This is a genomic window from Nonomuraea diastatica (assembly GCF_004349015.1).
GTDB lineage: Bacteria > Actinomycetota > Actinomycetes > Streptosporangiales > Streptosporangiaceae > Nonomuraea > Nonomuraea diastatica.
Window position 1 is genome coordinate 12,149 of record NZ_SMKP01000021.1, and the last position, 25,551, is coordinate 37,699.

Genomic DNA, 25,551 nt, shown 5'->3' on the forward strand with positions numbered 1-25,551 from the left:
GTCGGCAAGTAAGGTGCGTGGACGCTGGGGGGTAAGTGGTGGCGGAGGCAACCGGGCGACGCCGCGAGGTCATGGTCGTCCTGCCGGGGCTGATGCTGGCGATGATGCTGGCGATGCTCGACAACATGATCGTGGGCACGGCCATGCCGCGCATCGTGGGGGAGCTCGGCGGCCTGGCCCACCTGTCCTGGGTGGTCACGGCGTACGTGCTGGGCACGACCGTCTCGACGCCGATCTGGGGCAAGATCGGCGACCTGTACGGGCGCAAGACCATCTTCATCATCTCGATCGTCATCTTCATGATCGGTTCGGCGCTCTGCGGCATGGCCGGTTCCGACATGCTCGGCGGGCCCGACGACGGCATGGCCGAGCTGATCGCGTTCCGCGCGGTGCAGGGGCTGGGCGCGGGCGGCCTGATCGTGAACGTCATGGCGATCATCGGCGACCTCGTGCCGCCCCGCGAACGCGGTCAGTACCAGGGCATCATGGCCGGCGTCATGTCGCTGGCGATGATCGCGGGCCCGCTGGTCGGCGGCTTCATCACCGACAACCTCGACTGGCGCTGGGCCTTCTACGTGAACCTGCCGATCGGCGCGATCGCGCTGGTCCTGCTGGTGCTCAGGTTGCACCTGCCCGAGGTGGAGAAGACGCGGGTGCGCATCGACTGGGCGGGCGCGATCCTGCTGTCGGTCAGCATCACCGCGATGGTGCTCATCACCACCTGGGGCGGCAACGAGTACGCGTGGGGCTCCTGGCAGATCCTCACCCTGGCCGCGCTCGCCGTGGTCACGCTGGCCATGTTCGTCCTGGTGGAGCGGCGGGCGGCCGAGCCGATCATGCCGCTGCAGCTCTTCCGGATCCGCAACTTCACCCTGATCTCGGCCATCGGGTTCCTGCTCGGCTTCGCGATGTTCGGCGCGATCAACTTTCTGCCGCTCTTCCAGCAGATGGTGCAGGGCGCCACCGCCACCAACTCCGGCCTGCTGCTGCTGCCGATGATGGGCGCCTCCATGGTGGTGTCGCTGTTCGTGGGCAAGGCCATCACCGCCACGGGCAAGTACAAGATCTACCCGGTGGTCGGCGGCGTCGGCATGGCCGGCGGCATGTGGCTGCTGTCCACCATGGACGTCACCACGCCGGCCTGGCTGACCGGCGTCTACATCGCGGTGCTCGGCCTCGGCATGGGCTTCCTGATGCAAACCACGATGCTCATCGCCCAGAACAGCGTCGAGCAGAAGGACCTGGGCGTCTCCAGCAGCGCGACCACGTTCTTCCGGTCGATCGGCGGCTCCTTCGGCGTCTCGATGTTCGGGGCGATCTTCAACAGCGCGCTGCTGTCCGAGCTGACCGGCAGGTTCGGCGCGCAGACGGCCGAGCGCATGGCCAGGACCGGCGCCAGGATGGACCCGGGCGCGGTCGCCGCCATGCCCGCCCAGGTCCGCACCGGGCTGCTGGAGTCGCTGGCGGCGTCGATCTCCGGTGTATTCTGGTGGGCCATCGCGTTCGCGGTGGCGGTGCCGGTGCTGGCGGCGTTCATCCAGGAAATCCCGCTGCGCGGTGCCGCTCCTGCAAAGGCCGCCGCCTCCGACGAGGAGCCCGTCGCCCCGGCGGCCACGTGAACAGCCGCTCCCGCTGGAGACAGCCTCGAGGATCAGGGCCGCGAGCCGTGCTCCAGCGCCTGTCGAGCGTGGCCGGCCTGGAAAATGAGAGGCGCCGGGGAGGTGGTTCGTAGACCATTGTTTCCATGCACAGCCTCCGCCGTCCACGCGTGGAAGACGCCGCGGCCATATACGAACTCATCTCCGCCTACGAGACCGCGGTGATCGGGGCGCCGGACATGACGCCTGAGGACGTCGCCGACGAGCTCGTCGAGCCCGACTTCGACCGCGACAAGGACGGCTGGCTCGCACAGGACACCGACGGCAGGCTGCTCGGCTCGGCCTGGGCGTGCGGCAACGGCGACAGCGACCTGGTGCACGTCGACGTGATCATCCGTCCCGGCGTCGAGGGCCTGGCGGAGGAGCTCTGGCAGGCGGTCCTCGGGCGGGCCCGCGAGCTGGCCGCCGAGCGCGGCCACGACGGCGCGACCCTCCACCTCGGGGTCCACCGCGCCGACCACGTCAAGCGCGCCATGGCCAAGGAGCTGGGCTTCGAGCCCGGCACGAGCTTCCACCGCATGCGCATCGACCACGACGGCCCCGTCGAGCCGCCATCCCCGCCGGCCGGGCTCACGCTGCGCTCCGGTGGGCGCGACGACGTGCGCCGCGAGGCGCACCGCGTGCACCAGGAGGCCTTCGCCGAGCACTTCGGGTTCGTGAAGCTCGACTACGACCTGTGGTATGAACGCAGGCAGGCGCAGACCGCCAACGACTGGGACCAGCTCGCGCTCGCCAGCATCGACGGGCGGGCGGCGGGGGTGGTGATCGGCAGTAACCAGTTCGTGCCCGACCAGGGCTGCGGCTATGTGGCCACGCTCGCGGTGTTGCCGGAGTTCCGGGGGCAGGGGCTGGGCCGGTTCCTGTTGCGCCACGCCTTCGCCGCCGACGCCTCGCGCGGCCGCAAGGGCACGATCCTGCACGTGGACTCCAACAACACGACGCCCGCGCTCGGGTTGTACGAGTCGGCGGGCATGCGCCCGGTCATGGTCATCGACATCTGGCACCGCCGCCTTTAACGTCCATGGGGTGCGCTGCTTGAATCGGATGGCGCTTGCGGCGGTGGCCACGATCAAGGCGTCGACCAGGCACGAAGTCCTCGCGCAACGCTACGTCGAGCCGTGCCATCATGCGTCGGTCGTCGTTGGCGAGCGATGACAGCCCTTGTGCGTCAAGCACGAGTGAAGGACCGGTCAGATGCCTAGGGTGATCGATTCACGGTCTCGCCATGGCGCTCGGCAGCATGGCGGCGCTTTGCCGACTGCTTGCCCTGTTTGGTGTGAGCGGCAGCCCCGGCATCGGCACCTTCGGTCATGGAGGAAACGCCGCCTGCCTGCTCTGGACAACGGCATCAACGATCTCGACCGCCGACTCGGTGCGAGTTGTCTCCGCACGCTCCATAGCCTCCCGCTGGCTGACCAGCGTCGCATCAAGGATGGACAGCTTGGCCGTGTTGCTCCCTTCGGGCGTCACCCCGGGCGCGTCCCAGATGGTCTCGGCCCCGCCTTCCAGCACAGTGTCCTGACCTCGGAAGTAGTGCCGGACCCGGTCAATGTACTGTTGCCTGCCCGGCTCCGAAGCAACGGCCCGCGTGCCGGATTCCAGCACGCAGATGGAACCGCTGCCTGGTGGAGGCGGAGGAGGAACAGCCTTGGTGGCGGTCGCAGCCTCCCAGTCGCTCACACCGAACGCGGTCTTGGCACGGACCCTGATGTCGTTGGTCAGCCCGGTGATGGCCGCGAAGGGTTCTTTGGCCTCCAAGGACTTGCGAGTCAAGATCGTCGATATGCTCCACAGCCCGGCCAGGACACGGCCTTCGCATCCTGGCTTGTGGGACAACACGGCACGGTGGTGAACATCCTGCGCTACGGCACGCACGGCACGGTGGTGAACATCCTGCGCTACGGCACGCTGGCGCTGGCGGAACTCGACGGCGAGCCGAAGGAACTGCTCGGCGGTGCACGACGCCGGCCCATCCACTGGGACGACCTGTTGGCGCATGCAGCGGATGCTGGACCAGTGAACGTCGACGACGCCTACCGGCTGGCACTGTCCAGCCTCAAGCGGGACGCTGTGCAGCATGCCGTACAAGGTGATAGCGGGACGAGCCTGTACGGAAAACCAGCACTTCCGCTCCCAATCTACGGCTGTTCAGTCCCGTTCTCGCCCAGGGCTCGGGCATGTCCTGCCTGCGTCCGATTGGCGGTGAAAGCGTCATAGGGCAGGCGGCTGCACACACATGCCGGGACGTTAGACGCGGTGGCGGGACAGGTGGTCCAGCACCGACTGGTTCGCCTCCCACCCGTCGGGGAACTTCACCGGCACTCCCAGCTGCACCGGCTCCGCCGACGGGTGCGCGTCGAGGAGCTCGGCGATGCCCGCCCTGGCCACCACCACGCACGCGTGCCGGTGCCGTGAGGCGAGCACGCACAGCCGCCCCGACTCCAGGTGGAAGGCCGTCGCGTCCCGACGCCCCGACAGCGGGTGCAGCACGATCGTCACGTCGTACTCGCGGCCCTGCAGCCGGTTGGCGGTGTCCACGGTGATCTGCGGCGGCACGCCGGCCGCGCGGATGGCGGCCACCTGGTCGCGGTGCGCCGCGCCGACCGCGACGCGCTCCGCCGTCACCGGCCGCTCGCCCTGCTCCGAACTCGCCACCGCGCCCCGCTGCAGCAGCCGCTCGGCCAGCAGCGCCACCGCCTGCACGGCCTCCGCGTCGGTGCGCACGGTGTGCCGGTTGGGCAGCTCCAGCAGCGCCCACCCCGACCTGGCCGCCTCCTCCAGCGCCCGGTCGTGCGGCGTGCCCATGCCGCCGGTGGCCAGCTCCAGCCGCCGATCCCCTTCTGACGTGCCCGACCGGAACCCGGTGAACGGGTAGAACGCCCGCGACACCACCGGCGCGGCCGACGCGGGCAGCCGCCAGGACACCGGCAGCCGGTGCACGGGCAGATCGGGGTTGTGCCGCAGCAGCACCGACACCGCGCTCTGCAGCGGATCCCACGACAGCCCCGACCAGCGGTCACCGTCGACGATCGAGAACGGGTCGAGCTGCCCGGGATCGCCCACGAACAGCGCCCGCTCGAACAGCCCCGCGATCCGCAGCAGCTTGTCCGAGCGCATCTGGTACGCCTCGTCCACGATCGCCCACGGCCACACCCGGCCGCCGATCCACGCCCATTTGTCCGCCGTGGCGATGACGATATCGGGATCGCCCAGATCCTGCACCCTCGTGCCCACCCGGACGCCGGGCAACTCCAGCATCCGCAGCGGCGGCACGTACCCGCCGGCCGACAACCTTCCCACCGTCAGGTGGGGATGTTTGCCGGAGATCCGCGTCACCAGGTCGTCGACCTGCTCGTTCGTCTGGGCGACGATCATCAGGGGCTCGCCGGTGGCGGCGATGTGCGCGGCGGCGCGTACGACCAGCGTGGACTTGCCCGCACCCGGCGGGGAGTCGACCACCACGCCCCGGTGGCGGGGCAGATCGGCGAGGACGTTCCTGATGACCTGCTCCGGGCCGGCGGTCACGACCACTCCTCCTGGGCGTCCTCGTCGTCGGGCACATATTCCTGCGGCGGCCCGCCGTGCGTCCACGGGGTGGCCTCGGCGTCCGGCAGCGCGGGCGAACCCTGGAAGTCGTCCGTCAGCGAGGTGTAGCAGACGCGCTCGCCGATCTCGGGTACGGCGCCGGGCGCCGCCGTCCTGCCGCGGCCCATGCCCTTGGTGATCTTCAGGGTGACCAGGCCCTCACCGGCCGACACCAGCTCCGCGCCCTGCGCGTGCCGCTGGGGGGTGCCGAGGGACGTGCCGGGCGCGAGGCGTACGGAATCGTCGGTTTTGATCACCACGAGCGGCCGGAGCTTGCGCGAGCGGCCCTCGCCCTCGGTGTTGTCCGGGTCGGTGCCGATGACCTCGCCCGCGAACGCCTCCCCGGTCAGCCGGTATTCGGCCATCACGAGCGGGTCGTCGTAGGCGCGCTGCGCGTCGTAGGCGGCCTGGGCGCGTTCCATGCGGGCCAGCTTGGCGGCGGCGGCGACCGCGCCGTCGCGCCGGGGCTGCGGCGGCGCGCCCTCGGCGATGTGCGTGGCCATGCCGCTGAACGAGCCGCGGTCCTGCTCCCACCGGGACACCACGCCGGCGCCCTCCTCCAGCCCGGCGAGCAGGTCGATCGCCTGCCACATGAGCCGCCACGCGGGCTCCAGCTGGGTGCGCAGCGCCTCCGTGACGCGTTCGGCCGAGCCGCTCTCCATCGCCGGCGCGAGCACCTCCGCGTCGAACCCCGGGTCGGTCGCCGGCCCGGCGGGCGGCCAGATCAGCGGGTCCTCGGTGTCGTCGCTCGGCCCGGTGGTGATCCAGGCCAGCAGCGCGGCCAGGTTGGCGTCCTCAAGGCCGCTCTGCCCGCTGGCCCAGTGACGGCCCAGCTCCTCCGTCATGGCCGGCATCAGCGACGAGCCCGGGTACGCCGCCCGCTCCGCGAAATAGGTCAGCCACCGCCCCAGCAGCGGCACCGACTCCGGCACGGGGTAGGGCCCGTCGGCCCTGCGGAAGCGCATCGAGCGGCCCAGCAGCCGGACGAAGGCCACGCCCGCCTGGTTGGGGACGAGGATCTGCGGCGCGTCGATCGCCCGCTCGTACGGGTCGGCGTTCCTGCGCTCCACCGTCTCGGTGTCGCCCAGGAAGCCCTCGACGTACGGCAATAGCACCCCGGCCAGCTTGGCCGCCCACGCGAAGCGCAGGTCGCGGTTGCGCGGCTGGGTCACCACCAGCAGGCGCGGCCGGTCGCGGTCGGTGCCGAGCATGGCCGCGAGCGGCGCGGCGGCCTCGCCCGACAGCTTGAGCGGGATGAACACCATCGGCCGGTCCGCCAGATGGAAGTGCCTGACGGTCGCGATGGGCTGCGCGATACCCTCGTCCAGGGCCCGCAGCCGGGCGAGCGAGGTCAGCAGGCTCACGTGGGTCTCCCTCGCGGGCTCACGTCAGGCACTCCTTGCGCAGGCGCTCGGCGTTGCGGAGCAGCCGCGCGATCTCCTCCTGGCCCGCGGCGGGGTCGCGGGTGCCGTCGGCCAGGCCGAGCGCCTCCGCAACCGAGGCCACCCCGCCCAGCTCGTCGCGGACCTGACGGCCGAGCAGGTCGGATGCGCCCTCCTGGCGGGCCTCGTCGCGGCAGAAGAAGCACATGTCGCACGTGGACAGGCAGTCGGGGGCGTAGCGGGCGGTCGTCCTGCGCAGCGCGTCGGCCAGCTCGGCGACCGGCCTGGTGGGCCGGCCGTCGTCGTCCGGCCGCAGGTCGAACGTCAGATCCTCGGGCATCCCTTCGAGCAGCCGGTCGAGGGCGGTCATCCTGGTGAGCTGGCGGCGCAGCACGGCGAGCTGCCTGCGCACGTCGACCAGCGAGGCGACGGGGCGGTTGGCGAAGTTCTCCGGGCAGACCAGCACCACGTCGTGGGAGACCTTCAGCGGGTCGTGGCCCAGCTCCTCCAGCAGCGTGCGCAGCGCCAGCACGTAGACGGCGGCCTGGCGGGCGGCCGCCGCCACCGCCGAGGGGTCGGCCTGCCCGTCGATCACCGCGAACGACTTGATCTCCACGATGTGGAAGCGGCCGCCGAGCTGGAACGCCACAACGTCCGGCTCCAGGTAGGCGGTGTGACCGGCGATCTCCAGGCTGAGCAGCGGGTGGTCGTACAGCGTGCCCGCGTCCTGCTCGTCGCGGGCGGCCCGGTCGATCAGCGTCCTGGTGTGGGCGTGGCGCAAATGGGCGCCGACGTTCTCCACGTCGTGGTAGGCGACCTCGGCGATGGGCAGGCCGAGCAGCTCGCGCAACATCCGCAGCAGCTCCGCGCACCCGTCGGCCTTGACCAGCGCCTCGAACACGTTGCCGCGCGTGATCGCGAACGGCGACTGGCCGAACGGCGCGGGGAAACCCAGGTGCCGGGCGGCGGCGTCCTTGTCGACGCCGGCGCCGTCCATGAGGGCGCGGCGGGCGCAGCCCGGGTTCGCGGCCAGGGCCGCGATGGCGCGGGCGTCGTGCGGCTGCTGCGGCGTGGTGCCCCGCAACGCCTCCAGCCGGTGCACGTGGTCGCCCTCGCGCTTCAAGCCGCTCACTTGGCGTTCTCCTTCTTGATCGTGCTCAGCGTAGCGGCGCCGAACAGCCTGGCGGTGTCACCGAGCTGCGCGGCGGCGCGTTCCGCCAGCTCAGCGCGGTCCCGCGTGTCGCGATCCGCGTGGACGCGCAGCTCGGCGCGGGCCGCCTCGACCACCCGCTCCGGGTCGGGCGGGCCCAGCGTGCCGTCGGTGGCGCCGGGGATGTTCCTGGCCATCCTGACGAGTAACCCGCCTGCCCGTTCGTCGTCCGCCTGCTGCTCGGCCACCGCGATGGCGCAGGTCAGGAAGTCGACACGCGGGCTGAGCGGGCCGACCACGCGCCGCTCCAGCGGCCACGTGCTGAGCGTGAGGAGGCCGCGGGCGGGGGAGAGGCGGTCGGTGAGTGCGGCGCACAGATAGTACGGCCGCCCGAACGGCGACGACCTGAACGAGCGCTCCTCGTCCCTGCGCAGGCTGGTGAGCCGGCTACTGCTGATCGTGCCGCCGAAGAACGCGGCGCTGACGGCCACGATAAGTCTCGGCTGGGCGGTCGCCCCCAGCAGCCGCAGCCCCTGGTGCGCCTGCTCGCGCACGGTGACCAGGCGCGGCGGCTCCTCCTTGGCGGGCTGTTCGCCGCTCACCAGGGCGTCCCAGGCGCGCTCGGCGGTGCGCAGCTCGGCCCGAAGGACGCGGGCCTGGGCGCCGTCCCTGGCTCGCATCGCCTTGCGTACGCCCGCCCGCAGCTCGTCGATCCGCTGTTCGAGATCGTCCAGCCGGTCACTCATGGCGCGACTGTATCAACCATCCCAGCATTTTCCAGTAAATCGGCAAGAGCGACGCCATGATGAGATCTACACCGTAAAGGCGCCCGACGCCGAGGGAGATCGGCCACGACGGCGCCGCTCGACGTGCGCAAGACCGCGCAGGAGCTGGCCGACCTGGCCGTGCCGGTGCTGGCCGAATTCGTCGCCGTGGACCTGTGCGAGGCGGTGCTGCCCGGCACCGAGCCGCTGCAGCGGCTGGCCGTCACGCCGGCGAGGATCCCCGTCTTCGCCGGGGCCGGGGTGGCGTCGGTGCACGACGGGATCCCGGAGTTCATCTGGGCGCTGGACGAGGCGGTGTTCGTGCGGTCGTCGTCGCCGTTCTCGAAGGCCCTGGCCTCGGGCCAGGCGCATTTCGAGGCCAGGCTCGACACCTCGCCCGGCACGTGGCTGGACGAGGACCCCGACCGGGCCAGAATGATCCACGCGACGGGCATCCATACGATGCTCATCGTCCCGATCAAGGCGCGCGGCGACATGCTGGGCGTCACGGTGTTCGTCCGCAACGCCAACCCGGCGCCGTTCAGCAGGGACGACCTGGTGCTCGCCGAGGAACTGGTCGCCAGGGCGGCGCTGAGCCTGGACAACGCCCGCCAGTACACCCGCGAGCGCAACGCCGCGCGCGCCCTGCAGCGCAACCTGCTGCCGCGCCGGCTGAACGGGGGCGGCGCGGTCGACGTGGCCTCCCGCTACCTGCCCTCCGACCTGCACGAGGGGGTCGGCGGCGACTGGTACGACACGATCCCGCTGCCTGACGGCCGGATCGTGCTGGTCGTGGGCGACGTGACCGGGCACGGCATCTACGCCGCCGCCAGCATGGGCCGCATGCGGACGGTCGTGCGCACGCTGACGTACGCGGGGATGCCCCCGCACGAACTGCTGGCGCACCTCGACCACCTCGTCGTCCGGCTGGCCGAGGAGGAGGACGACTCCGGCCCGCCGACCGACCCCACGGGCGCCACCTGCCTGTACGCGCTCTACGACCCGGCCACCCGCCGCTGCGTCATGGCCGGTGCCGGGCACCCGCCACCCGCGCTCCTGCTCCCGTCAGGCGAGGTGAGCTTTCCCAGCCTGCCCAGCGGCACCCCGATCGGCGTCGGGCTGGGCTCCTTCGAGTCCCTGGAGCTGGACCGGGGCACCGTGCTCGCCCTCTACACCGACGGCCTGATCGAGACCCACGAGAGCGACCTGGAGGCGGGCATGCGGCGGCTCGGGGCCGCACTGGCCCGCGCGCCGCTGCCGCTGGACGACCTGTGCGCCTCGGTGATCGGCTCGATCGTGGGCGACACCCCCGCCGAGGACGACATCGCCCTGCTGGTGGCCCGGACTCACTGACACGGTCGCTGACAGGGCCCCGCTGACTGGGCCGAGCGGTTCCACGTCGAAGACGCGGTGGACGAGCAGCGTCCCCTGGGGGTGCGGCTCGACGCTCCACCAGCCTTGTGATCTACGTCGTAAAGGCGCCCGCTCGGATAGGCCGCGGTCAGGAGGCGGGGGACGCCGTCACCCAGGTGCGGTCGTCGGTGAGGAAACGGTCGAGCCGCAGGCCCTCGGCGGCCAGCTCGGCCGACAGTTCCTCGTCGGTGAACCGCCTGGACGAGAACGACTGCGTCCACACCCGGTCCTCGCCGTGGGTGTAGCGCATGGTCGCCTGGAAGATCCCGGGGGACACCTGCTCGACGGCCGCCAGGGTGATCGTGATGCCGCCGTCCTGGCGGTTCTGGCCCACGTGCCACCGGTCGTGCGCGTCGGCCGGCATCCACTGGAGGAGCACCGCACCCCCGGGCTTGACGTGCCGCGCGCACGTGGCCAGGAAACCGCGCCTGATCGCGTCGTCCACGGTGTTAACCAGCTGGGAGGCCAGCATGACCGTGTCGAAGCGCCGGTCGAGCCGGAGGTCCTCCACCCGGCCCAGTACCGTGTGCGCGCCGCGCACACGGGCCAGCATCTCGGCGGACTCGTCGACGGCCACCACCTCGAAGCCTCGCTCGACGAGCGGGTGCGTGACGCGGCCGACACCTGCCCCCAGCTCCAGGACGGTGCCGCCGGGCGGGGTGATCTGGGCGACGATCTCCGGCTCGCCGCCTGGCCCGAGCAGGCTGTAGAAGTCGACAGGGGATCCGTCCGGGGTGATGGGGCCGGGGCCCGTGCCAGAGTTGCGCATGCCTCGAAGCTATCCCGCCGAGGGGGTGCGTGATCAAGGGTCATTCCCTTCCGATCCGGATCCCGCGCGCTCGGCCCTCCTCGCCGCCCGCCGGCTCGCAGCCCGCCTTCGCCGGGTGATGATCAGCGACGTGCCGGCGATCCGCTAAGGTGGCTTCCCCTTTTGCGAAAGAAGTCGGCATGACGCATGTTCATATGGTTTTGTCCGCTGTGGGGGATCACCCCTATCCGCTGATCCGAGGGGGCGGGCTGTTCCTGATCGGCGTGGGCTCCGGCTTCCTCCTGAGCTGGATCTTCCGCGCGTACTGGCTGCAGTTCCTGATCGGCGGCTTCGCCGCCGGGTTCGTCGGCAGCGGCCTGAGCGCGCTGCTGCCCAGCCTCGGCTCGCCGTCGTTCGCCCACATCGCCTGGCTCGTCGGGTCGTTCGTCCTCGAAGCCGGGCTGATCTACCTCGTGCTCTCCAGGACCAAGGGCGCCGATGACCGCACGGTCACGCTGTGGATCCTGTTCGTGGTGGGCGTGCACTTCCTCCCGATGGGCCTGGCCCACGGCCCGCTGATCGCCCTCCTCGGCGTGCTCACCATGGCCAACGCGGCCGCCGGACTGCGGATCAAGGCCCCGCTGCCGATGTTCGGAGTGATCGACGCGGTGCTGAAGCTCGGCTTCGGCGCGGTGATGCTCCTCGGCTACCCGGCGCTGACCTTCACCTGAGAAGCCGTTCCCGGCCAGGACTGACGAGAAACGCGAAGGCCGGCTGGACCGACACCGCGCCGTCCGCCGTCTGCTCGCCGTCCGGTACTTCTGAGAATCCCCGCATGCCGCTGAGCTGGCCCGATAAGGTTTCCGGCGGGCCCAGCGGCGGGTAACAGCGGCGGGCAACAGCGGCCGGAAACGGCGGGAGGGCAGGGCGGCACGTGAACCACGGGACCCGGCAGGTGATGGGAGCCGTCGCCGGACTGGCCGCGCTCATCCCCATCTACTACCTGACCGAGGCGGCCGCCAGGGCCCTGCGCGCGGGGGTCGCCACGTTCGGCCCCGCGCCGTCCGGCCTGGCCTACCTGGGGGCGGTGGCCGTCATCGTCACCGTCCTCACCGCCTGGCCCGCAGCGGCGCTGTTCTGCGGCGTACCGCTGGCGTCGGCCGGTCTATTGTTCGCCCTCGACCTGGACGCCGCGCTCGGCGCCGCCGGCCGCCTGCCCTGGGCCGGAGCGGGCGGGCTGCCGTGGTCGCGGCCGGACGGCGAGCCGTGGGCGCAGCCGGGCGAGCCGCCCGGCACGCTGGCCGGGATGACGGGCCTCTACCTGCTCATCGGAGCGCTGCTGGTGCTTTCGGCGCTGTTGCCCGTCCGGTTGCGAGCTATCCTGGGAAGGTGAGCGGGCGTGATCCGGATCGGCGCAGGGCGCTGCTCGACGCGGCCGACCGGGTCATCACCGAGGACGGCCCCGAGGTGTCGATGGCGGCCATCGCCGCCGCGGCGGGCGTCACCAAGCCTGTCCTCTACCGCCACTTCGGCGACAAGAGCGGCCTCTACCAGGCGCTGGCCGACCGGCACGTGCGCACGGTCATCTGCCGGCTGCGGCCCTGGCTCGCCGCGCCGGGCATGGACCCGCGCGACCGGGCGAGAGCCGCCATCAGCGTCTACCTCGACCTGATCTCCGCAAATTTCAACCTTTACCGGTTCCTGTTCCACCGGGCCGGGGCCGAGGACACCGCGATCCGCTCCCGCATGACCTCCCTGGTGCGCGGCCTGGGGGAGGAGCTGGGCGCCGTGCTGGCCGCCGAGGGCGCGGCGGCCGACCCGGTGCGGGCGCAGGTGCTCGGGCACGCCTTCGTCGGCATGGTGCAGACGACCGGCGACTGGTGGCTGGAGCATCCGGAGGTGGACCGTACGCAGGTGGTGGAGGGGCTGGTGGACGTGATCGCCGCCGCGGTCTCCGGCGCCCGGGCCCCGAACGCCGCGGGAAAGGGCTGAGAGCGCCCGTCAACCGCCCGCCGTGCGCTCGCGCAACATCTGGAGCAGGTCCCACTCGTTCTTGCACACCCGCCGCCCGATCGCCGCCAGCTCGACCGATCGCGCGCCGCCGCGCAAATGCCGCATGGTCTGCATGACGCAGATGACGCCCCACTTGAGCACGCCGAACGTCTCCCACCAGCGCAGCGCCTCCCGGTCCACCGGAGCGCCGCCCGCCCGCTCGTACGCGTCGACCAGGTCGTCGTAGTGCCCGAAGCCGCCCACCGGCAGCGGCGAGCCGAACCTCCACGACTTCACGCACAACCACCCGAGGTCCTCCAGCGGATCGCCGGCATGGGCGAGCTCCCAGTCGAGCACCGCTCTGATCCCCTCGGGGCCGACGATCAGGTTGCCGTTGCGGAAGTCGCCGTGCACGACGGTCATCCGCGAGCCGGGCGGCCGGTCGGCCGCAAGCCGGCGCAGGGCCAGCTCGAACACCGGATGCGGCTCGCCGAGCTGGTCGAGCAGGTCGCGCCAGCGCAGCAGGGGATCCTCCTGCTCCTCCCGCGGCGCGCAGGACAGCGGCATCCGGTGGACGGCCGCCAGCGCCCTCCCGCACTGGGCGGCCAGCAGGGGCCTGGCCGCGGCGTAGGCGTCGTCGCGCAGGATCCTGCGCGGGATCGTCTCGCCGGGGACCCGGGTCATGAGGAGGTACGACGCGCCGGAGGCGACGATCCCCGGCACCGGCACACCCGCGTCCGCCGCGGCCCGCATCAGCCGCGCCTCGGCCGCCAGGCCCCCGCCGATCTCGGCCTGCAGGGCCGCGCCGGGCGAGTCGAGGCGCAGGACCAGCTCGTGCCGGTCCCCGTCCGGGCCGGAGACGTCCAGGGCCCAGGTCTCCCGTGACGCTCCGCCGGGAAGCCTGACGCTCGACGTGACGCGCGTGCCCGGGCCGAACGCCTCGGCGGCGATGGCGTGCGGATCTATCACCGGAGGCCGAACGTCCAGGTGCCGCCCGCCACGTAAGCACCCAGGACGCGCCGCCCCACCGCGTCGATGTGCACCTCGTCCGGTCCGTCGTAGATCCGCCCGGCCCGCGCGTGCCGGTACATACGATCCAGCGGCGTGTCGGGGGTCAGCCCGGCGGCGCCGTACACCTGGATGGCCCGGTCGATCACGTTGTGCAGCATGCGCGCGCCCACCACCTTGATCGCGCCGATCTCCACCCGCGCCTGCGAACCCGCGTCGATGGCCTCGGCGGCGTCGAGCGTGAGCAGTCTGGCGGCCTGGATCTCGGCGTAGGAGTCGAACACGTGCTGCCGCATGAGCTGCTTGGCGGCCAGCGGCTCGCCGAACGCGGTCCGCTCGTGCATCCTGCGGCACATCAGGTCGAACGCCCGCTGCGCCTGCCCCAGCCAGCGCATGCAGTGGAAGATCCGGCCCGGCCCGAGCCGCTTCTGCGCGATGACGAACCCCTGCCCGCGCGGCCCGAGGAGGTTGCCTGCGGGCACGCGGACGTCGTCGTAGCGCACCTCGCAGTGCGCCCCGTCGAGCCCGAGCACGGGCGTCTCGCGCACGATCGTGTAGCCGGGCGTGTCGGTCGGCACCAGGATCATGGAGAACGCCAGGTGCGGCGGAGCGTCCTGCTCGGTCCTGCACATCACGGTCGTGTACGCCGCCCGCGACGCTCCCGTGGTGAACCACTTGTGTCCGTTGATCACCCATTCGTCGCCGTCCAGCAGGGCGGACGTCACGATCTGCGTGGGATCGCTGCTCGACACCGCCGGCTCGGTCATCGCGAAACTGGGCCAGATGTCGCCGCGCACCAGCGGCTCGAGATAGCGTTCCCGCTGCTCCGGCGAGGCGTGCTCGTGCAACATCAGCGAGTCCTGCAGGGTGAACGTGCCGAGCGCGAGCTGGCCGTACTCGCTGCGCCCCTGCACCTCGTTGACGTAGACGTAGTCGAGGAACGGCAGCCCGCCGCCGCCCAGCTCACGCGGATGGCCGAGCGCCCACAGGCCCTCCTTCTTCGCCTCGTCCCGAAGTGCGTCCAGAGTCTGCGCGGCCGCCGGCCCGCCCGCGTGCAGCACCGGCTCCGCCGGCTCCACCCGCTCGGTCATGAACGCGTGGACGGCGTCGCGAACAGGGCGGACATGGTCCGGTACGGCGAAGCTCATGGAAGGATCTCAACGCCAAATCGTTGCTTAGTCAACCGATCCGGCCGTCAGGGCAGCCAGCTCACCTTGCCGCGCAGGAAGGCGTACCCGACGAAGGCCACGGCGTCGATCAGCGTGTGCGCCACGATCAGCGGCATCGCGCGCCCCCAGCGCTGGTACAGCCGCCCGAACACCACGCCCATCACCACGTTCCCGACGAAGCCCCCGAACCCCTGATACAGGTGGTACGACCCCCGCAACACCGACGAGACCGCGACGGCCTTCCACGGCGCCCACCCGGCCTGTCCCATCCGGTGCAGCAGATATCCGGCGACCAGCACCTCTTCCAGCACGCCGTTCTGCGCGGCGGCGAGCAGCAGCACCGGCACCTGCCACCACACCTCGGGCAGCGCGCCGGGCACGACGGTCAGGTTCACCCCGGCCGCCCACACCGCGAGGTAGAACGCCAGCCCCGAGCCGCCGATCACGGCCGCCAGCGCCGCCCCGCGCAGCAGGTCGCCCCCGGGCCGGCGGAAGTCGGCGCCGATCGTGCGCAGCGACTCGCCCGACCGCACCAGCAGGTACGCCACCAGCCCGACGGGAGCCACCGCGATCGCGATCTGGACGAGCTGCAACGCCAGGTCGAGCCAGGGCCGATCCGGCGCCATCGACCCGACGAGCACGGCCTGCTGGCCCTTCAGCTCCTTCGGCGCCGTGAGCGCCCCGATCAGCCGGACGAACGCCACCAGGGCGCTGGCGCCGAGCGAGACCGACAGCACGACGAGGACCTCGGCCCGGATGAGGCGCGGCCCGAGCACCGGGGCGGGCGCGAGCGGAGACTGTGTGGTCATGGCCGCAGGTTAGCCTCTACATGATCGGACCCGGATAAAGGCCCCGTAGTTCCCGGATAACGGCCCGGATAACGGCCGTGGACCTTCGGCCGCGTCCGGGCACCTCCGCCTGCGTCCCGCCGAACCTACTCTGGACGGGTGACCCCTTCCAGCCCGCACGACGTGCCCACGGCGGCGCAGCTCGTGGCCGCAGTCCGCGACTTCCTCCAGACCGACGTGCTCCCTGCCGTGGACGGCAGGACGCGCTACCACACCCGCGTCGCGATCAACGTGCTCGGCATGGTGGAGAGGGAGATCGAGCTCGGCCCAGGCCAGGCCGGCGAGCACGCGGCCCGGCTGGCCGCCCTCGGCGTGGACGACGACGCCGAGCTGGCCGCCGCCATCCGCGAGGGTCGCGTCGAGGACGGCGAGGCGCTCACCTCCGCGCTGGGGCAGGCCGTCCTGGCGAAGCTGGCGGTGGCCGCCCCGGACTACCCGGCGACCGGCTGACGACCACGGGGCCCCTGCCCCGGCACCCGGTTCTGGACACGGACCGGCCCGCCCCCTCAGGCGATGGAGGGCGGGCCGGGACGCCGTCGCGTCAGTGGGAACCGGTCAGGTCCAGGTCCTTGACCTTCGGTTCGCCCTCGTCGGCGAAGTAGTCGTCGCGCGAGGTCGCGTCGTCGCCGTCGGCCACCTTCGTGGCACGGAACAGCAGCGTGCCGAGCACCGCCACCACGAGGTTGACGATCAGCGCCAGGAACCCGGCGTAGACCGTCATCTTGGTGTCGAAGCCCAGGTTCGACAGCCCGAACGCCGAGCCGCCGAAGTGCTGCTTGCCGCTGGCCGGGTTGGGGATCAGGTAGAGCATCCACATGCCCGCCGCCAGGCCGGCCGCCCACCCCGCGATCAGGCCGCCCTTGTGGAACCAGCGCGTGTAGAGTCCCAGCGCCACCGACGGCAGCGTCTGCAGGATGATCACGCCGCCGATGAGCTGCAGGTCGATCGAGAACTGCGGGTCGAGCAGCAGGATGCACAACACCGCGCCCACCTTGACCACCAGCGACACGATCTTGGAGACCTTGGCCTCCTGGGAGTCGGTGGCGTTCTTGTTCACGTATTCGCGGTAGATGTTGCGGGTGAACAGGTTCGCCGCCGCGATCGACATAATAGCCGCGGGGACGAGCGCGCCGATGCCGACGGCGGCGTACGCGACGCCCGCGAACCAGTCGGGGAACATCTGGTCGAACAACACCGGCACGATGGTGTTCGCGTCGGCCTTGCCGTTCTCGCCCACGACCGGTTTGGTGCCCGCCGCGATCGCCATGAACCCGAGCAGCGCGATCAGGCCCAGCACGAAGCTGTAGGCGGGCAGCGCCGACATGTTCCGCTTGATGACGTTGCGGTTCTTCGAGGCCAGGACGCCCGTGAGGCTGTGCGGGTAGAGGAACAGCGCCAGCGCCGAGCCGAACGCCAGCGTCACGTACTGGAGCTGGTTGCCGGCGTTGAGGAGGTAGCCGTCACCCTGCGCCGATGTGGCCTCGAACTTGGCCTGGGCCGCGTCGAAGATGGAGTCCCAGCCGCCCAGCCGCGACGGGATGTAGATGACCGCCGCCAGGATCACGATGTAGATGAGCGCGTCCTTCACGAACGCGATCAGCGCGGGCGCGCGCAGCCCCGACTGGTACGTGTACGCCGCGAGGATCGCGAACGCGATGATGATCGGCAGGTGGCCGGTGACGCCCATGGCCTTGAGCACCGCCTCGATCCCCACGAGCTGCAGCGCGATGTACGGCATCGTGGCCACGAGACCGGTGATCGCGATGGCCAGCGCCAGCGTCGGCGAGCCGAACCTGGCCCGGACGAAGTCGGCGGGCGTGACGAACCCGTGCACGTGCGAGACCGACCACATCCGCGCCAGCACCAGGAACACCAGCGGATAGACGACCACCGTGTACGGCAGCGCGTAGAAGCCCAGGGCGCCGGCGCTGAAGACCAGCGCGGGCACCGCCACGAAGGTGTAGGCGGTGTAGAGGTCGCCGCCGACCAGGAACCAGGTGATCCATGAGCCGAAGCTGCGCCCGCCGAGGCCCCATTCCTTGAGGCTGGCCAGGTCGTCGGGCCGCCGCCAGCGCGAGGCGACGAACCCCATCCCGCTGACGAGGACGAACAGCAGGGTGAAGACGACCAGCTCGGTCACGTGCCCGCTCATTTGGTCATCCTGTAGACGATGGTGGTGCACGTGACGCCCACCACGATGAAGGCGAGCTGGAGCCAGTAGAAGAGCGGGAAGCCCAGCAGGCGGGGCTCGTCGGCGTTGAACAGGAACGTCAGCAGCGGCAGCACGATCGGCACGACGAGCAGCCAGTTCCATGGGCTGCGGTCGGTGCGTGGCTGCCCGGGTTCCCCGGTAGTCATCGACCCTCCGATGAATGGATCGGAGCCGCTTGTGACCGGCTCCTGACGATTAGTCAGCAGAGGGAGAGTAACTTTGCGGGGATATGTAACCCAATGTCCGTCATATTACGGTTTGGCCTAAATGTCGGTCAGGGGCCCGGCATCTGAGACGCCTGGACCAGGAGGGTCACGTCGCCCGTACAGACCCTAGTGACAGGTGCGCCGCGACCGTGAGAGCCGATCGCTGAGCGGTCGGTCGGTTGCGCCGAACGGTTCGCGAAAAACATGACATGAGATGTCCTCTTTTCGCGCGACGATCGGAAGCATGATTGTCGTAGTGGCGGGCGCGACCCGCGGAACAGGACGAGGCATAGCGGTTGGGCTCGGCGCGGCCGGGGCGACGGTGTACTGCACGGGCAGGAGCACCCGCGCCGGGCGCTCGGAGATGGACCGCCCGGAGACCATCGAGGAGACGGCCGAGCTGGTGACCGCGGCCGGCGGCACGGGCATCCCGGTCCAGACCGACTTCCTGGTGCCGGAGCAGGTGGCGGCGCTGGCCGGGCGGGTCGAACGCGACCACGGCCGGCTCGACGTGCTGGTCAACGACGTGTGGGGCGGCGACCACCTGTGGGAGTGGGACACGCCCGTCTGGAAGCACGACCTGGACAACGGGCTGCGCCTGCTCAGGCTGGCCATCGACACCCACATCATCAGCGCCAGGCACCTGTTCCCGCTCCTCGTCAAGAACGAGGGCGGGCTCGTGGTGGAAGTCACCGACGGCACCCGGGCCTACAACGAGACCCGCTACCGGGAGAACGTCTACTACGACCTGGCCAAGTGGTCGGTGAACCGGCTGGCGTTCGCCTGGTCCACCGAGCTGCGCCCGTACGGTGGCACGGCCGTGGTGGTCACGCCGGGTTACCTGCGCTCGGAGGCGATGCTCGAGCACTACGGCGTCAGCGAGGACAACTGGCGCGAGGCGACGGTTGAGAGCGGTCATCAGCGCGCCTGGATGGTCTCCGAGACGCCCGCCTACATCGGCAGAGGCGTGGCCGCGCTCGCCCAGGACCCGGACAAGGCGCGCTGGTCGGGCCGATCGGTGGAGAGCGGCGACCTGGCCGACGCGTACGGCGTCACCGACGTGGACGGCAGCCGCCCCCAGGTGTGGCGTTTCATCACCGAGGTCCTCGACAAGGGCGGCGACGCCGGTTGGGAGGTCTATCGCTGACGCTCAGCGGCCATAGAGCCGCGCCATGCGGGCGGCGGCGTCGGCGAGCATCGCGCGCAGCTCAGGCGGGTCGAGCACCTCCGCCTCCGGCCCGAACCGCAGCACCTGCGCGTACGCCACCTGCGTCGACTCCACCCCCAGCCGCACGGTGCCGTCGGGCTGGAGCGAGGCGAGCGCGTCGTCGACCGCGGCCGGGTCGGCGACGTGCCGCAACATCCGCACCCCGCGCTCGGTGAGCCGCAGCGTGATCACGTCCCTGAGCAGCGAGCGGCTGAACTCCGCCGACCGGCCGGACCAGAAGGCGGCCAGATCGAAGTCCGGGTCGCGGTCGAAGGGCTCGGCCAGCTCGGTGACCTCGCCGAACCGGTGCACCCGGAAGATGAGGAACCGCGCCGCGAGCTGGGCGGCCAGATACCAGGTCCCCGCCTTGAGCACCAGCCCGTACGGCTCCAGCGTGCGGGCGGAGCCCTTGTAGACGGCGCGGACGCGGCGGTCGCTCCACACGGCCCTGGCCAGCGGCCCAAGTGCGGCCGGGGGCGGGTCGTCGCCGGCGAACCAGCCGGGCGCGTCCAGGTGGAAACGTTGCGCGGCGACCACCGGAGCGTCGCGCAGGGCGGGGGAGAGGGCGGCGGCGGCCTTCAGCCGGGCCGTGGCCGCGACCTCCGCCAGCCCCATCTCCCGAAGCGCCCCCGGCACCCCGGACAGGAACAGCGCCTCCGCCTCCGACCTGTCCAGCCCGGTCAGCCGCGTACGGTAGCCGTCGAGCAGCCGGTAGCCGCCGCCCCGCCCCCGGTCGGCGTAGACGGGCACACCCGCCTCCGACAGGGCGAGCACGTCGCGGTGCACGGTCCGCTCCGAGACCTCCAGCTCCGCGGCCAGCTCGGCCGCCGTCATCCCGCCCCGACCCTGCAGCAGCAGGACCAGCGACATCAACCGTGAGGCGCGCACAGCGGCAACACTACGGCGGAGGGATGCTCGGGAGAGTGGAACACCTCGACGTCGGCGGGCACCATGGCGCCGCCCGCGGCGAGCGGGTGGCCCGTGCCGGTGTTGCGGGCGATCGTCGGGTACGCCCCGGCCGCCACATGCAGCCTGATCCGGTGCTCGCGCCCGAACCGATGCGCCATCGGCCACAGGTCCACCTCCACCCGGCGCACTCCGCCGCCCTCGCCCGGCCCCAGACGGCGCACGCCCTCGCACACGTTGATCGAGCGCCCGTGCGGGTGCACGTCGCACACCCGCACGACGACGTCCACGAACGGGGTGCTCGACCGTACGAACAGCTCCGCGCGGACCGGGCCGATCATCTCGGCCGCCTCCCTCAGCGCCGGCGAGCTGTAGACCAGCACGTCGCGGCGCTGCTCCAGCCGCCGCTGGTCGCGCGGCCTGGAGTCGCCGAGCAGCACGGGCCCGCCGATCACCGGCGTCGGATGGGCGGGGTGGTAGCGGAAACGATCGGGCTCGGCCTCGCACGGGCTCTCCACCCCCAGGCCGAACCCGTGCTGCAGGTGCCAGCGCTGCTCCCGCATCCCGGGCACCGGCCAGTCGGAGTGGTCGCGCCACTGCCCGGCGCCCGTCACGTAGATCCGCACCGGGTCGGGGCGCAGCCCTGAGTAGTCGCCGAGCAGGTGCGCGCGGAACCAGGCCGTCGCCTCGGCCAGCGTGGGACGCCCGTGCCGGGCGTCGATGTGGTACCACGGCCCGATCGTCAGGTAGGGCCGCCGTCCCGCCGCCCGCAGGGCCGCGTAATCCTTGAGCTGCCAGGGGAGGAAGACGTCGTACCAGCCGCCCAGCATCGTGACCGCCGCCTCCACCTCGCCCACCTTGGGGGAGAAGTCGCGTTTCTCCCAGTAGGGGACGTGTGGGTCCTCGTGGTGCGCGATCAGGTCCTGGTAGAAGCGGAGCGGCCGGCCGGCCGAGACCACGTCCAGCTCGGCCACCGGGCGGCCCGACAGGACCGCCCTGCGGGTGAGCCGGGGCGCGGTCAGCACCGAGGCGCCGCCGAACCGCCGCGACAGGCCGTCGGTGAGCGTCGTCCAGCTCAGCGCCGACTCCAGCGCGAACGCGCCGCCCACGTAGGCGGCGTCCCGGAACTGGGAGGCGGTGATCTGCGTGGCCATGGCCTTCAGCTCCGGCCCGGCGTAGGGGGCGATCGCCCACTGCGTGTAACCCAGGTAGGAGGGGCCGAACATGGCGAACGAGCCGCCGTACCACGGCTGCTCGCGCAGCCACGCCACGGTGGCCAGGCCGTCGTCGTGCTCGTCGCCGAGCGGGTCGAGCAGCCCGCCGGAGCCGAAGCCGCCGCGGCAGCTCTGGATGACGACGTGGAAGCCCTGCCGGGCGAAACCACGGCCGTAGACCAGGCCGAGCCAGCCGCGCCGGCCGTACGGTGAGCGCATCAGGATGACGGGGGCCCGCTCGCCCGAGGCGGGAGCGTAGTGGTCGGCCAGCAGCGTCACGCCGTCAGGCATCGGCACGGGAAGATCACGCTGGAGCCGCACACGTCTCATGTACTTACCAGTAACAGAAGCGGCCCCGGAGGTGGCACCCGGGGGTGGAAGCGCCCGCCCCGCACGCGGGGGCGGGCGCCGGTTCCCAGGCCGGTTCTCAGGCCGGCGTCGCCGCTACGGGATCGCCTTGTCCGGACGCTCCGAGACGCGGACGGCGTTGACGAGCGTCGCCCCCTCCCGCGTCGCGAAGCGCACGTTGAGCTGGCCGTCGGTGACCTTCACCGTGTACTGCCTGGACACGGCCGTGTACGTGCCCGCCTCCAGGGCCAGGTCGAGCGCCGGGATCGCGAGCTGACCCTCGACGAGCACGTCGAAGACCCGCCGGCCCATCTGCATGTTGCGGATCTCGGCGAAGTCCAGCTCGACGGTGTACGTCCCCGCCGGCACGCCGTCGAAGCGGTACTCCAGCATGCCCTCCCTGGCCGTCCTGAACAGCGACTGGTCGCCGGTGCCGCGGATGGTCCTGGACGTGCTGCGCGTCCGGCTGTGGTCGGCGACGTAGCCGTGGCCGCCCGGGGCGTACTTCCTGTCCCGCGTCCAGGCGTCACCGGCGTCGTCGGTCACGTTCCTGGAGCCGCCCACGTCGACGGCCACCTGGTGCCTGGGCACCACGACCGTCACCGCGACCTCGATGGTCGGCTGGCGGCCGCTGGCCGATCTCACGAGCAGCGTCCCCTCGCGTACGGCGCCGGGGGTGACGCCGTCGCTGGAGACCGTCACCTCCAGCTCCACCGACTGCCCCTTGGCCAGCTCGCCCTCCGCCCGCGTCACGGTGAACCACTCGCCGCCCGTCACGGTGTACGCGGTGGGCGATCCCAGGTTCGTCAGCTCCAGCGTCCGGGTACGCGTGGACCCGGCCGGCAGCACCACGGTCAGCTCCGCGGCCGACGCGCTCACCCGTCCCGTGACCAGCGCCGTGTCGATCGACGTCACCACCGTGGGCGCGACCGTCACCGGCTGCGTGAACGTGCCGTAGTGCTCCTTGGACACCTCGGCCTCGTAGTCGCCCGCCAGCACCTGGCCGTAGAAGCGGCCGTCCTCGCCGGTGGTGAACGTGGCCACGTCGCCCACCTTCACCGTCGCCCCGGCCAGCGGCTCGCCGTCGTTGGCGTCGGTGACCGCCCCGGTGACCAGGCCGTGCCTGCCGGCCGTGAACGTCAGGGCCTGCCCCGTGGACAGCACCGCCTCCTCGTAGGAGTAGAGCAGCGCGTCGTCGCCGGCGGCGTTCTCCACGCCGACGGTGGCGCTGGCGCCCTGCTCGCGCTCGCTGTCCACGTCCTTGTACCGGAAGCCGATCGAGCCGTTCTCGCCCAGCAGCGCCGCGAACGACAGCCGCTGGTCCGCGTCGTTGTAGAAGGTGACGTTGCGCCATTCGATGACGAACGTGCGGTTCGGCGCCGTGCCCGTCACCGCCGTGTAGACCCCGCCCTGGTCGTCCACCCTGAGGTCGTCCCAGTACGGGTAGACCGCGGTGTTCGGGGTGCCCGAGGCCGGGAGCGTGCCGTTGCCGGCGGCGGTCACCCGGTCGGCGGCGAAGGTGGCGAACCCGTTCGTGGCGATCCAGGCCTTCGTGTGGCCGGTGCCGTAGAACGGGACCGCGAACGGCAGCGTCACCTGCTGGGCCTCGTCGTCGCCGGTCAGCGCCAGCTTCTCGGTGCCCGCCACGTACGCCTGCGCGCCGATCGCGCACGTGTAGCCGAAGTTGTCGCCGCGCAGCGGCAGCTCGACGTCCTTGACCACGTCGCCGGCCACCATCACCTCGGCCGTGGCGCCGCTGGAGCAGCGGGAGACGGGGGTGACGACCAGTTCGTGGTCGCCGTGCGGCAGCGTCAGGCTGTAGCGGCCCGACGCGTCGGTCACCGCGCTCACCGGCGTGCCGGTGGCCGCCACCGTCGCGCCGGCCTCCGGCGTGCCCGCCGTGGTGACCGTCCCGGACACCACGCCCGACGCCTTCCTGGCCATGGTCACGTCCGTGGTCGCCGTCTGCCCTGCGGCGACCGTCACGGCGGCGGTGGCCGTGTCGTAGCCGAACTTCTCGGCGCTGAGCTCGTAGTCGCCCGGGAGCAGGCGGGGGATGGCGTACGCGCCGTCCTCGCCGGTGGTCACGCTCCGGCTGAGCGGCCCGGTCACCGTGATCGTCACCCCGGCCACCGGCTCGCCGCCCGCGGTGACGGCGCCCTCGAGAGCGCCGCTCTCCCCGGTGGGAGCGGCCTGCACGGCGGCGAAGGTGTCGAGCCTGCCCTCGCCCCACACGTTGTTGTCGGCGGCCGTGCCGCCGCAGCTGGTGTCGTCGACGTCCACGGCGGTGGTGTCCAGCAGCGGCCGGGTGGCCTCCACGTCACCTGCGAGGGCGGGCGCGGCCGACCAGATCAGCGCGACCGTGGCCGCCACGTGCGGGGAGGCCATCGACGTGCCGGTGTAGGTGTCGTACGTGCCGCCGGGCGTCGAGGAGCGCACGTTGACGGCGGGCGCGGCGATGTTCGGCTTGGTCTCCCCGTCCTCGCCCGTGCCCTTGCTCGAATTGCGGTACAGCGCGTTGTCGACGTCGAAGCCGCCCGCGCTGTAGCTCATGACGTACTGGCCGGGGGAGCCGGAGGTCTCGCAGGAGGGCCCCTCGTTGCCGTTGGCGAAGGCCGGGAAGATGCCCGCCGCGATCCACGCCTCGACGACCGGCTTGTACCACGGGTCGAACCCGTCGCCGCCCCACGAGTTGTTGACGATGTCGGGCGCCAGGTCGGGGCGCGGGTTCTCGCCGTTGACGTCGGTCGGGGCGAGCATCCACTGGCCGGCGGCGATCAGCGACGCGTCGCTGCAGAAGTTGGACTCGCAGCCCTTGGCGGCGATCCACCGGGCGCCCGGCGCGACGCCGATGCCGTTCGCGCCGACCATGGTGCCCATGGTGTGCGTGCCGTGGCCGTTGTTGTCGCACGGCGCGGGCGACGGGCAGACGCCGGCCGGGTCGAACCAGTTGTAGTCGTGGCTGAACGTGCCGTCCGCGTTCCTGCCCCGGTAGCTCGCGACCAGCTCGGGGTGGTCGAACTGGGCGCCGGAGTCGATGTGGGCGATGACGATGCCCTCGCCCCGGTTGCCCAGCTCGTTCCAGACGCGCGGGGCGTTGACCCGGTCGATGTTCCACTCGACCGCGTTCACCCTGGCTTCGGCCTTGCCGGGTGTGGGCTTGGGGATCGCGACGGTGCGGATCGGGTCGATGCGGTCGACTTCGGGCAGTTTGGCGATCTCGGCCGCCAGCTTCTCGTCCGCGGTGACCTGCACCGCGTTGACGATCCAGTACGGGGTGTACGCGGCGTGCTGGGAGTCCAGCAGCTTGCGTAAGCCGGCCTGGGAGGTCGTGGCCCGTTCGGTCTTGGCCTTGACGACCTGCTCGGCCTTCGCGTCCTTGGTCTCGGCCCGGCGGGCGCCGCTCAGGTCGGCGGATCCCTTCATCCGGACCCAGAAGGTGGCCTTGTCGTCCTGCTCCAGCTGCGCCTGGACGACGGTGTCGATCTTGTTGATCTTTCCCGGGTCGGGCGCCGCCTCGGCCGCCTGCGGGACGAGGAGGCCGGCGGCGGTGACGATCCCGGTCAGGATCGCACGCCAGCGGGGGGTGTGGGGCACGCGCTCTCCTTAGGACAAAAGAGGTGATCTTTACGCCTCTGTGGAGAAGAGTGAAGAGCTGTTGTCCGGAAAGCAAGACTTGTCATGAAATGTTACTTTGCGAGAAGAAATGTAATCTGGTCAGCTGAAGTGTCGCCATAGAGA

22 protein-coding genes are annotated in these 25,551 nt (G+C 71.5%); 8 read left to right on the plus strand and 14 right to left on the minus strand.

All coding sequences use genetic code 11. The annotated features are described in order from the left end of the window. The first annotated feature begins 38 nt into the window (after positions 1-38). A complete protein-coding gene (locus E1294_RS10025) occupies positions 39-1,619 on the plus strand; it encodes an MDR family MFS transporter (RefSeq protein ID WP_246082915.1) in 1,581 nt (526 codons plus the stop codon). 125 nt (positions 1,620-1,744) lie between these two features. Further along, on the plus strand, positions 1,745-2,674 hold the full coding sequence (locus tag E1294_RS10030; protein WP_132507095.1) for a GNAT family N-acetyltransferase: 930 nt from the start codon (positions 1,745-1,747) through the stop codon (positions 2,672-2,674). A gap of 292 nt (positions 2,675-2,966) precedes the next feature. Here E1294_RS10030 and E1294_RS10035 read toward each other — a convergent pair whose 3' ends face one another. From E1294_RS10035 to E1294_RS10055, 5 genes are all read right to left on the minus strand, one after another. Then, a complete protein-coding gene (locus E1294_RS10035) occupies positions 2,967-3,737 on the minus strand; it encodes a hypothetical protein (protein WP_132507097.1) in 771 nt (256 codons plus the stop codon). Between the two features lie 168 nt (positions 3,738-3,905). After that, a complete protein-coding gene (locus tag E1294_RS10040; RefSeq protein WP_246082916.1) occupies positions 3,906-5,183 on the minus strand; it encodes an AAA family ATPase in 1,278 nt (425 codons plus the stop codon). Further along, positions 5,180-6,607: a hypothetical protein gene (locus E1294_RS10045; protein ID WP_132507101.1), complete on the minus strand. Its 1,428-nt coding sequence runs from the start codon at positions 6,605-6,607 to the stop codon at positions 5,180-5,182. Before E1294_RS10045 ends, E1294_RS10040 begins: the two co-directional genes overlap by 4 nt. 19 nt (positions 6,608-6,626) lie before the next feature. Then, entirely contained in the window at positions 6,627-7,757 is a 1,131-nt protein-coding gene (locus E1294_RS10050) for a hypothetical protein (protein ID WP_132507103.1), read from the minus strand. Continuing rightward, a complete protein-coding gene (locus E1294_RS10055) occupies positions 7,754-8,521 on the minus strand; it encodes a hypothetical protein (RefSeq protein WP_132507105.1) in 768 nt (255 codons plus the stop codon). Before E1294_RS10055 ends, E1294_RS10050 begins: the two co-directional genes overlap by 4 nt. A 123-nt stretch (positions 8,522-8,644) precedes the next feature. Here E1294_RS10055 and E1294_RS10060 point away from each other — a divergent pair, with 123 nt between their 5' ends. Then, the gene (locus E1294_RS10060; RefSeq protein WP_132507107.1) at positions 8,645-9,892 is read left to right on the plus strand and encodes a PP2C family protein-serine/threonine phosphatase; all 1,248 of its coding nucleotides are present in this window, start codon (positions 8,645-8,647) and stop codon (positions 9,890-9,892) included. A gap of 148 nt (positions 9,893-10,040) precedes the next feature. Here the strand turns inward: E1294_RS10060 and E1294_RS10065 are convergent, their stop codons facing one another. Next, positions 10,041-10,721, minus strand: a complete 681-nt coding sequence (locus E1294_RS10065) for a class I SAM-dependent methyltransferase (RefSeq protein ID WP_132507109.1) — start codon at positions 10,719-10,721, stop codon at positions 10,041-10,043. A gap of 179 nt (positions 10,722-10,900) precedes the next feature. Between E1294_RS10065 and E1294_RS10070 the strand changes: the two genes are divergently transcribed. From E1294_RS10070 to E1294_RS10080, 3 genes are all read left to right on the plus strand, one after another. Continuing rightward, positions 10,901-11,431 (plus strand): DUF6609 family protein, encoded by a 531-nt coding sequence (locus tag E1294_RS10070; protein ID WP_132507111.1) that lies wholly within the window; start codon positions 10,901-10,903, stop codon positions 11,429-11,431. A 203-nt stretch (positions 11,432-11,634) separates the two neighbouring features. Continuing rightward, positions 11,635-12,093: a hypothetical protein gene (locus tag E1294_RS10075; protein ID WP_132507113.1), complete on the plus strand. Its 459-nt coding sequence runs from the start codon at positions 11,635-11,637 to the stop codon at positions 12,091-12,093. Next, positions 12,090-12,692, plus strand: a complete 603-nt coding sequence (locus E1294_RS10080) for a TetR/AcrR family transcriptional regulator (RefSeq protein ID WP_132507115.1) — start codon at positions 12,090-12,092, stop codon at positions 12,690-12,692. The genes E1294_RS10075 and E1294_RS10080 overlap by 4 nt, the downstream gene beginning before the upstream one ends. Before the next feature lie 9 nt (positions 12,693-12,701). On the opposite strand, the gene E1294_RS10085 is transcribed toward E1294_RS10080, so the two are convergent. Genes E1294_RS10085 through E1294_RS10095 form a run of 3 tightly spaced genes read right to left on the minus strand, consistent with a single transcriptional unit; the run spans position 12,702 to position 15,678 of the window. Continuing rightward, positions 12,702-13,661: a phosphotransferase family protein gene (locus E1294_RS10085; protein WP_246082917.1), complete on the minus strand. Its 960-nt coding sequence runs from the start codon at positions 13,659-13,661 to the stop codon at positions 12,702-12,704. Next, a complete protein-coding gene (locus E1294_RS10090; protein ID WP_132507117.1) occupies positions 13,658-14,848 on the minus strand; it encodes an acyl-CoA dehydrogenase family protein in 1,191 nt (396 codons plus the stop codon). Before E1294_RS10090 ends, E1294_RS10085 begins: the two co-directional genes overlap by 4 nt. A gap of 47 nt (positions 14,849-14,895) precedes the next feature. Continuing rightward, positions 14,896-15,678, minus strand: a complete 783-nt coding sequence (locus E1294_RS10095) for a CPBP family intramembrane glutamic endopeptidase (RefSeq protein ID WP_132507119.1) — start codon at positions 15,676-15,678, stop codon at positions 14,896-14,898. 138 nt (positions 15,679-15,816) lie between these two features. Between E1294_RS10095 and E1294_RS10100 the strand changes: the two genes are divergently transcribed. Next, positions 15,817-16,167: a DUF6285 domain-containing protein gene (locus tag E1294_RS10100; protein ID WP_132507121.1), complete on the plus strand. Its 351-nt coding sequence runs from the start codon at positions 15,817-15,819 to the stop codon at positions 16,165-16,167. Between the two features lie 91 nt (positions 16,168-16,258). Here E1294_RS10100 and mctP read toward each other — a convergent pair whose 3' ends face one another. Together mctP and E1294_RS10110 are read right to left on the minus strand one after the other, a co-directional pair. After that, positions 16,259-17,869 (minus strand): monocarboxylate uptake permease MctP, encoded by a 1,611-nt coding sequence (gene mctP / locus E1294_RS10105; RefSeq protein WP_132507123.1) that lies wholly within the window; start codon positions 17,867-17,869, stop codon positions 16,259-16,261. Further along, the gene (locus tag E1294_RS10110) at positions 17,866-18,075 is read right to left on the minus strand and encodes a DUF3311 domain-containing protein (protein ID WP_132507125.1); all 210 of its coding nucleotides are present in this window, start codon (positions 18,073-18,075) and stop codon (positions 17,866-17,868) included. The genes mctP and E1294_RS10110 overlap by 4 nt, the downstream gene beginning before the upstream one ends. A gap of 304 nt (positions 18,076-18,379) precedes the next feature. Here E1294_RS10110 and E1294_RS10115 point away from each other — a divergent pair, with 304 nt between their 5' ends. After that, entirely contained in the window at positions 18,380-19,282 is a 903-nt protein-coding gene (locus E1294_RS10115; RefSeq protein ID WP_132507127.1) for an SDR family oxidoreductase, read from the plus strand. A gap of 3 nt (positions 19,283-19,285) precedes the next feature. On the opposite strand, the gene E1294_RS10120 is transcribed toward E1294_RS10115, so the two are convergent. The 3 genes from E1294_RS10120 to E1294_RS10130 form a co-directional block, all read right to left on the minus strand. Continuing rightward, positions 19,286-20,230, minus strand: a complete 945-nt coding sequence (locus tag E1294_RS10120; protein WP_181958480.1) for a helix-turn-helix transcriptional regulator — start codon at positions 20,228-20,230, stop codon at positions 19,286-19,288. Continuing rightward, the gene (locus tag E1294_RS10125) at positions 20,212-21,792 is read right to left on the minus strand and encodes a CocE/NonD family hydrolase (protein WP_181958481.1); all 1,581 of its coding nucleotides are present in this window, start codon (positions 21,790-21,792) and stop codon (positions 20,212-20,214) included. Before E1294_RS10125 ends, E1294_RS10120 begins: the two co-directional genes overlap by 19 nt. Before the next feature lie 114 nt (positions 21,793-21,906). Next, the gene (locus tag E1294_RS10130) at positions 21,907-25,407 is read right to left on the minus strand and encodes a S8 family serine peptidase (RefSeq protein ID WP_132507129.1); all 3,501 of its coding nucleotides are present in this window, start codon (positions 25,405-25,407) and stop codon (positions 21,907-21,909) included. Positions 25,408-25,551: the final 144 nt, after the last annotated feature.

Coding starts and splice junctions, on each gene's coding strand:
- E1294_RS10030 (WP_132507095.1), top strand. CDS start 1,745: ATGCACAGCCTCCGCCGTCCACGCGTGGAAGACGCCGCGGCCATATAC.
- E1294_RS10035 (WP_132507097.1), bottom strand. CDS start 3,737: ATGCTGCACAGCGTCCCGCTTGAGGCTGGACAGTGCCAGCCGGTAGGC.
- E1294_RS10055 (WP_132507105.1), bottom strand. CDS start 8,521: ATGAGTGACCGGCTGGACGATCTCGAACAGCGGATCGACGAGCTGCGG.
- E1294_RS10065 (WP_132507109.1), bottom strand. CDS start 10,721: ATGCGCAACTCTGGCACGGGCCCCGGCCCCATCACCCCGGACGGATCC.
- E1294_RS10070 (WP_132507111.1), top strand. CDS start 10,901: ATGACGCATGTTCATATGGTTTTGTCCGCTGTGGGGGATCACCCCTAT.
- E1294_RS10090 (WP_132507117.1), bottom strand. CDS start 14,848: ATGAGCTTCGCCGTACCGGACCATGTCCGCCCTGTTCGCGACGCCGTC.
- E1294_RS10095 (WP_132507119.1), bottom strand. CDS start 15,678: ATGACCACACAGTCTCCGCTCGCGCCCGCCCCGGTGCTCGGGCCGCGC.
- mctP (WP_132507123.1), bottom strand. CDS start 17,869: ATGAGCGGGCACGTGACCGAGCTGGTCGTCTTCACCCTGCTGTTCGTC.
- E1294_RS10110 (WP_132507125.1), bottom strand. CDS start 18,075: ATGACTACCGGGGAACCCGGGCAGCCACGCACCGACCGCAGCCCATGG.
- E1294_RS10115 (WP_132507127.1), top strand. CDS start 18,380: ATGATTGTCGTAGTGGCGGGCGCGACCCGCGGAACAGGACGAGGCATA.
- E1294_RS10125 (WP_181958481.1), bottom strand. CDS start 21,792: ATGAGACGTGTGCGGCTCCAGCGTGATCTTCCCGTGCCGATGCCTGAC.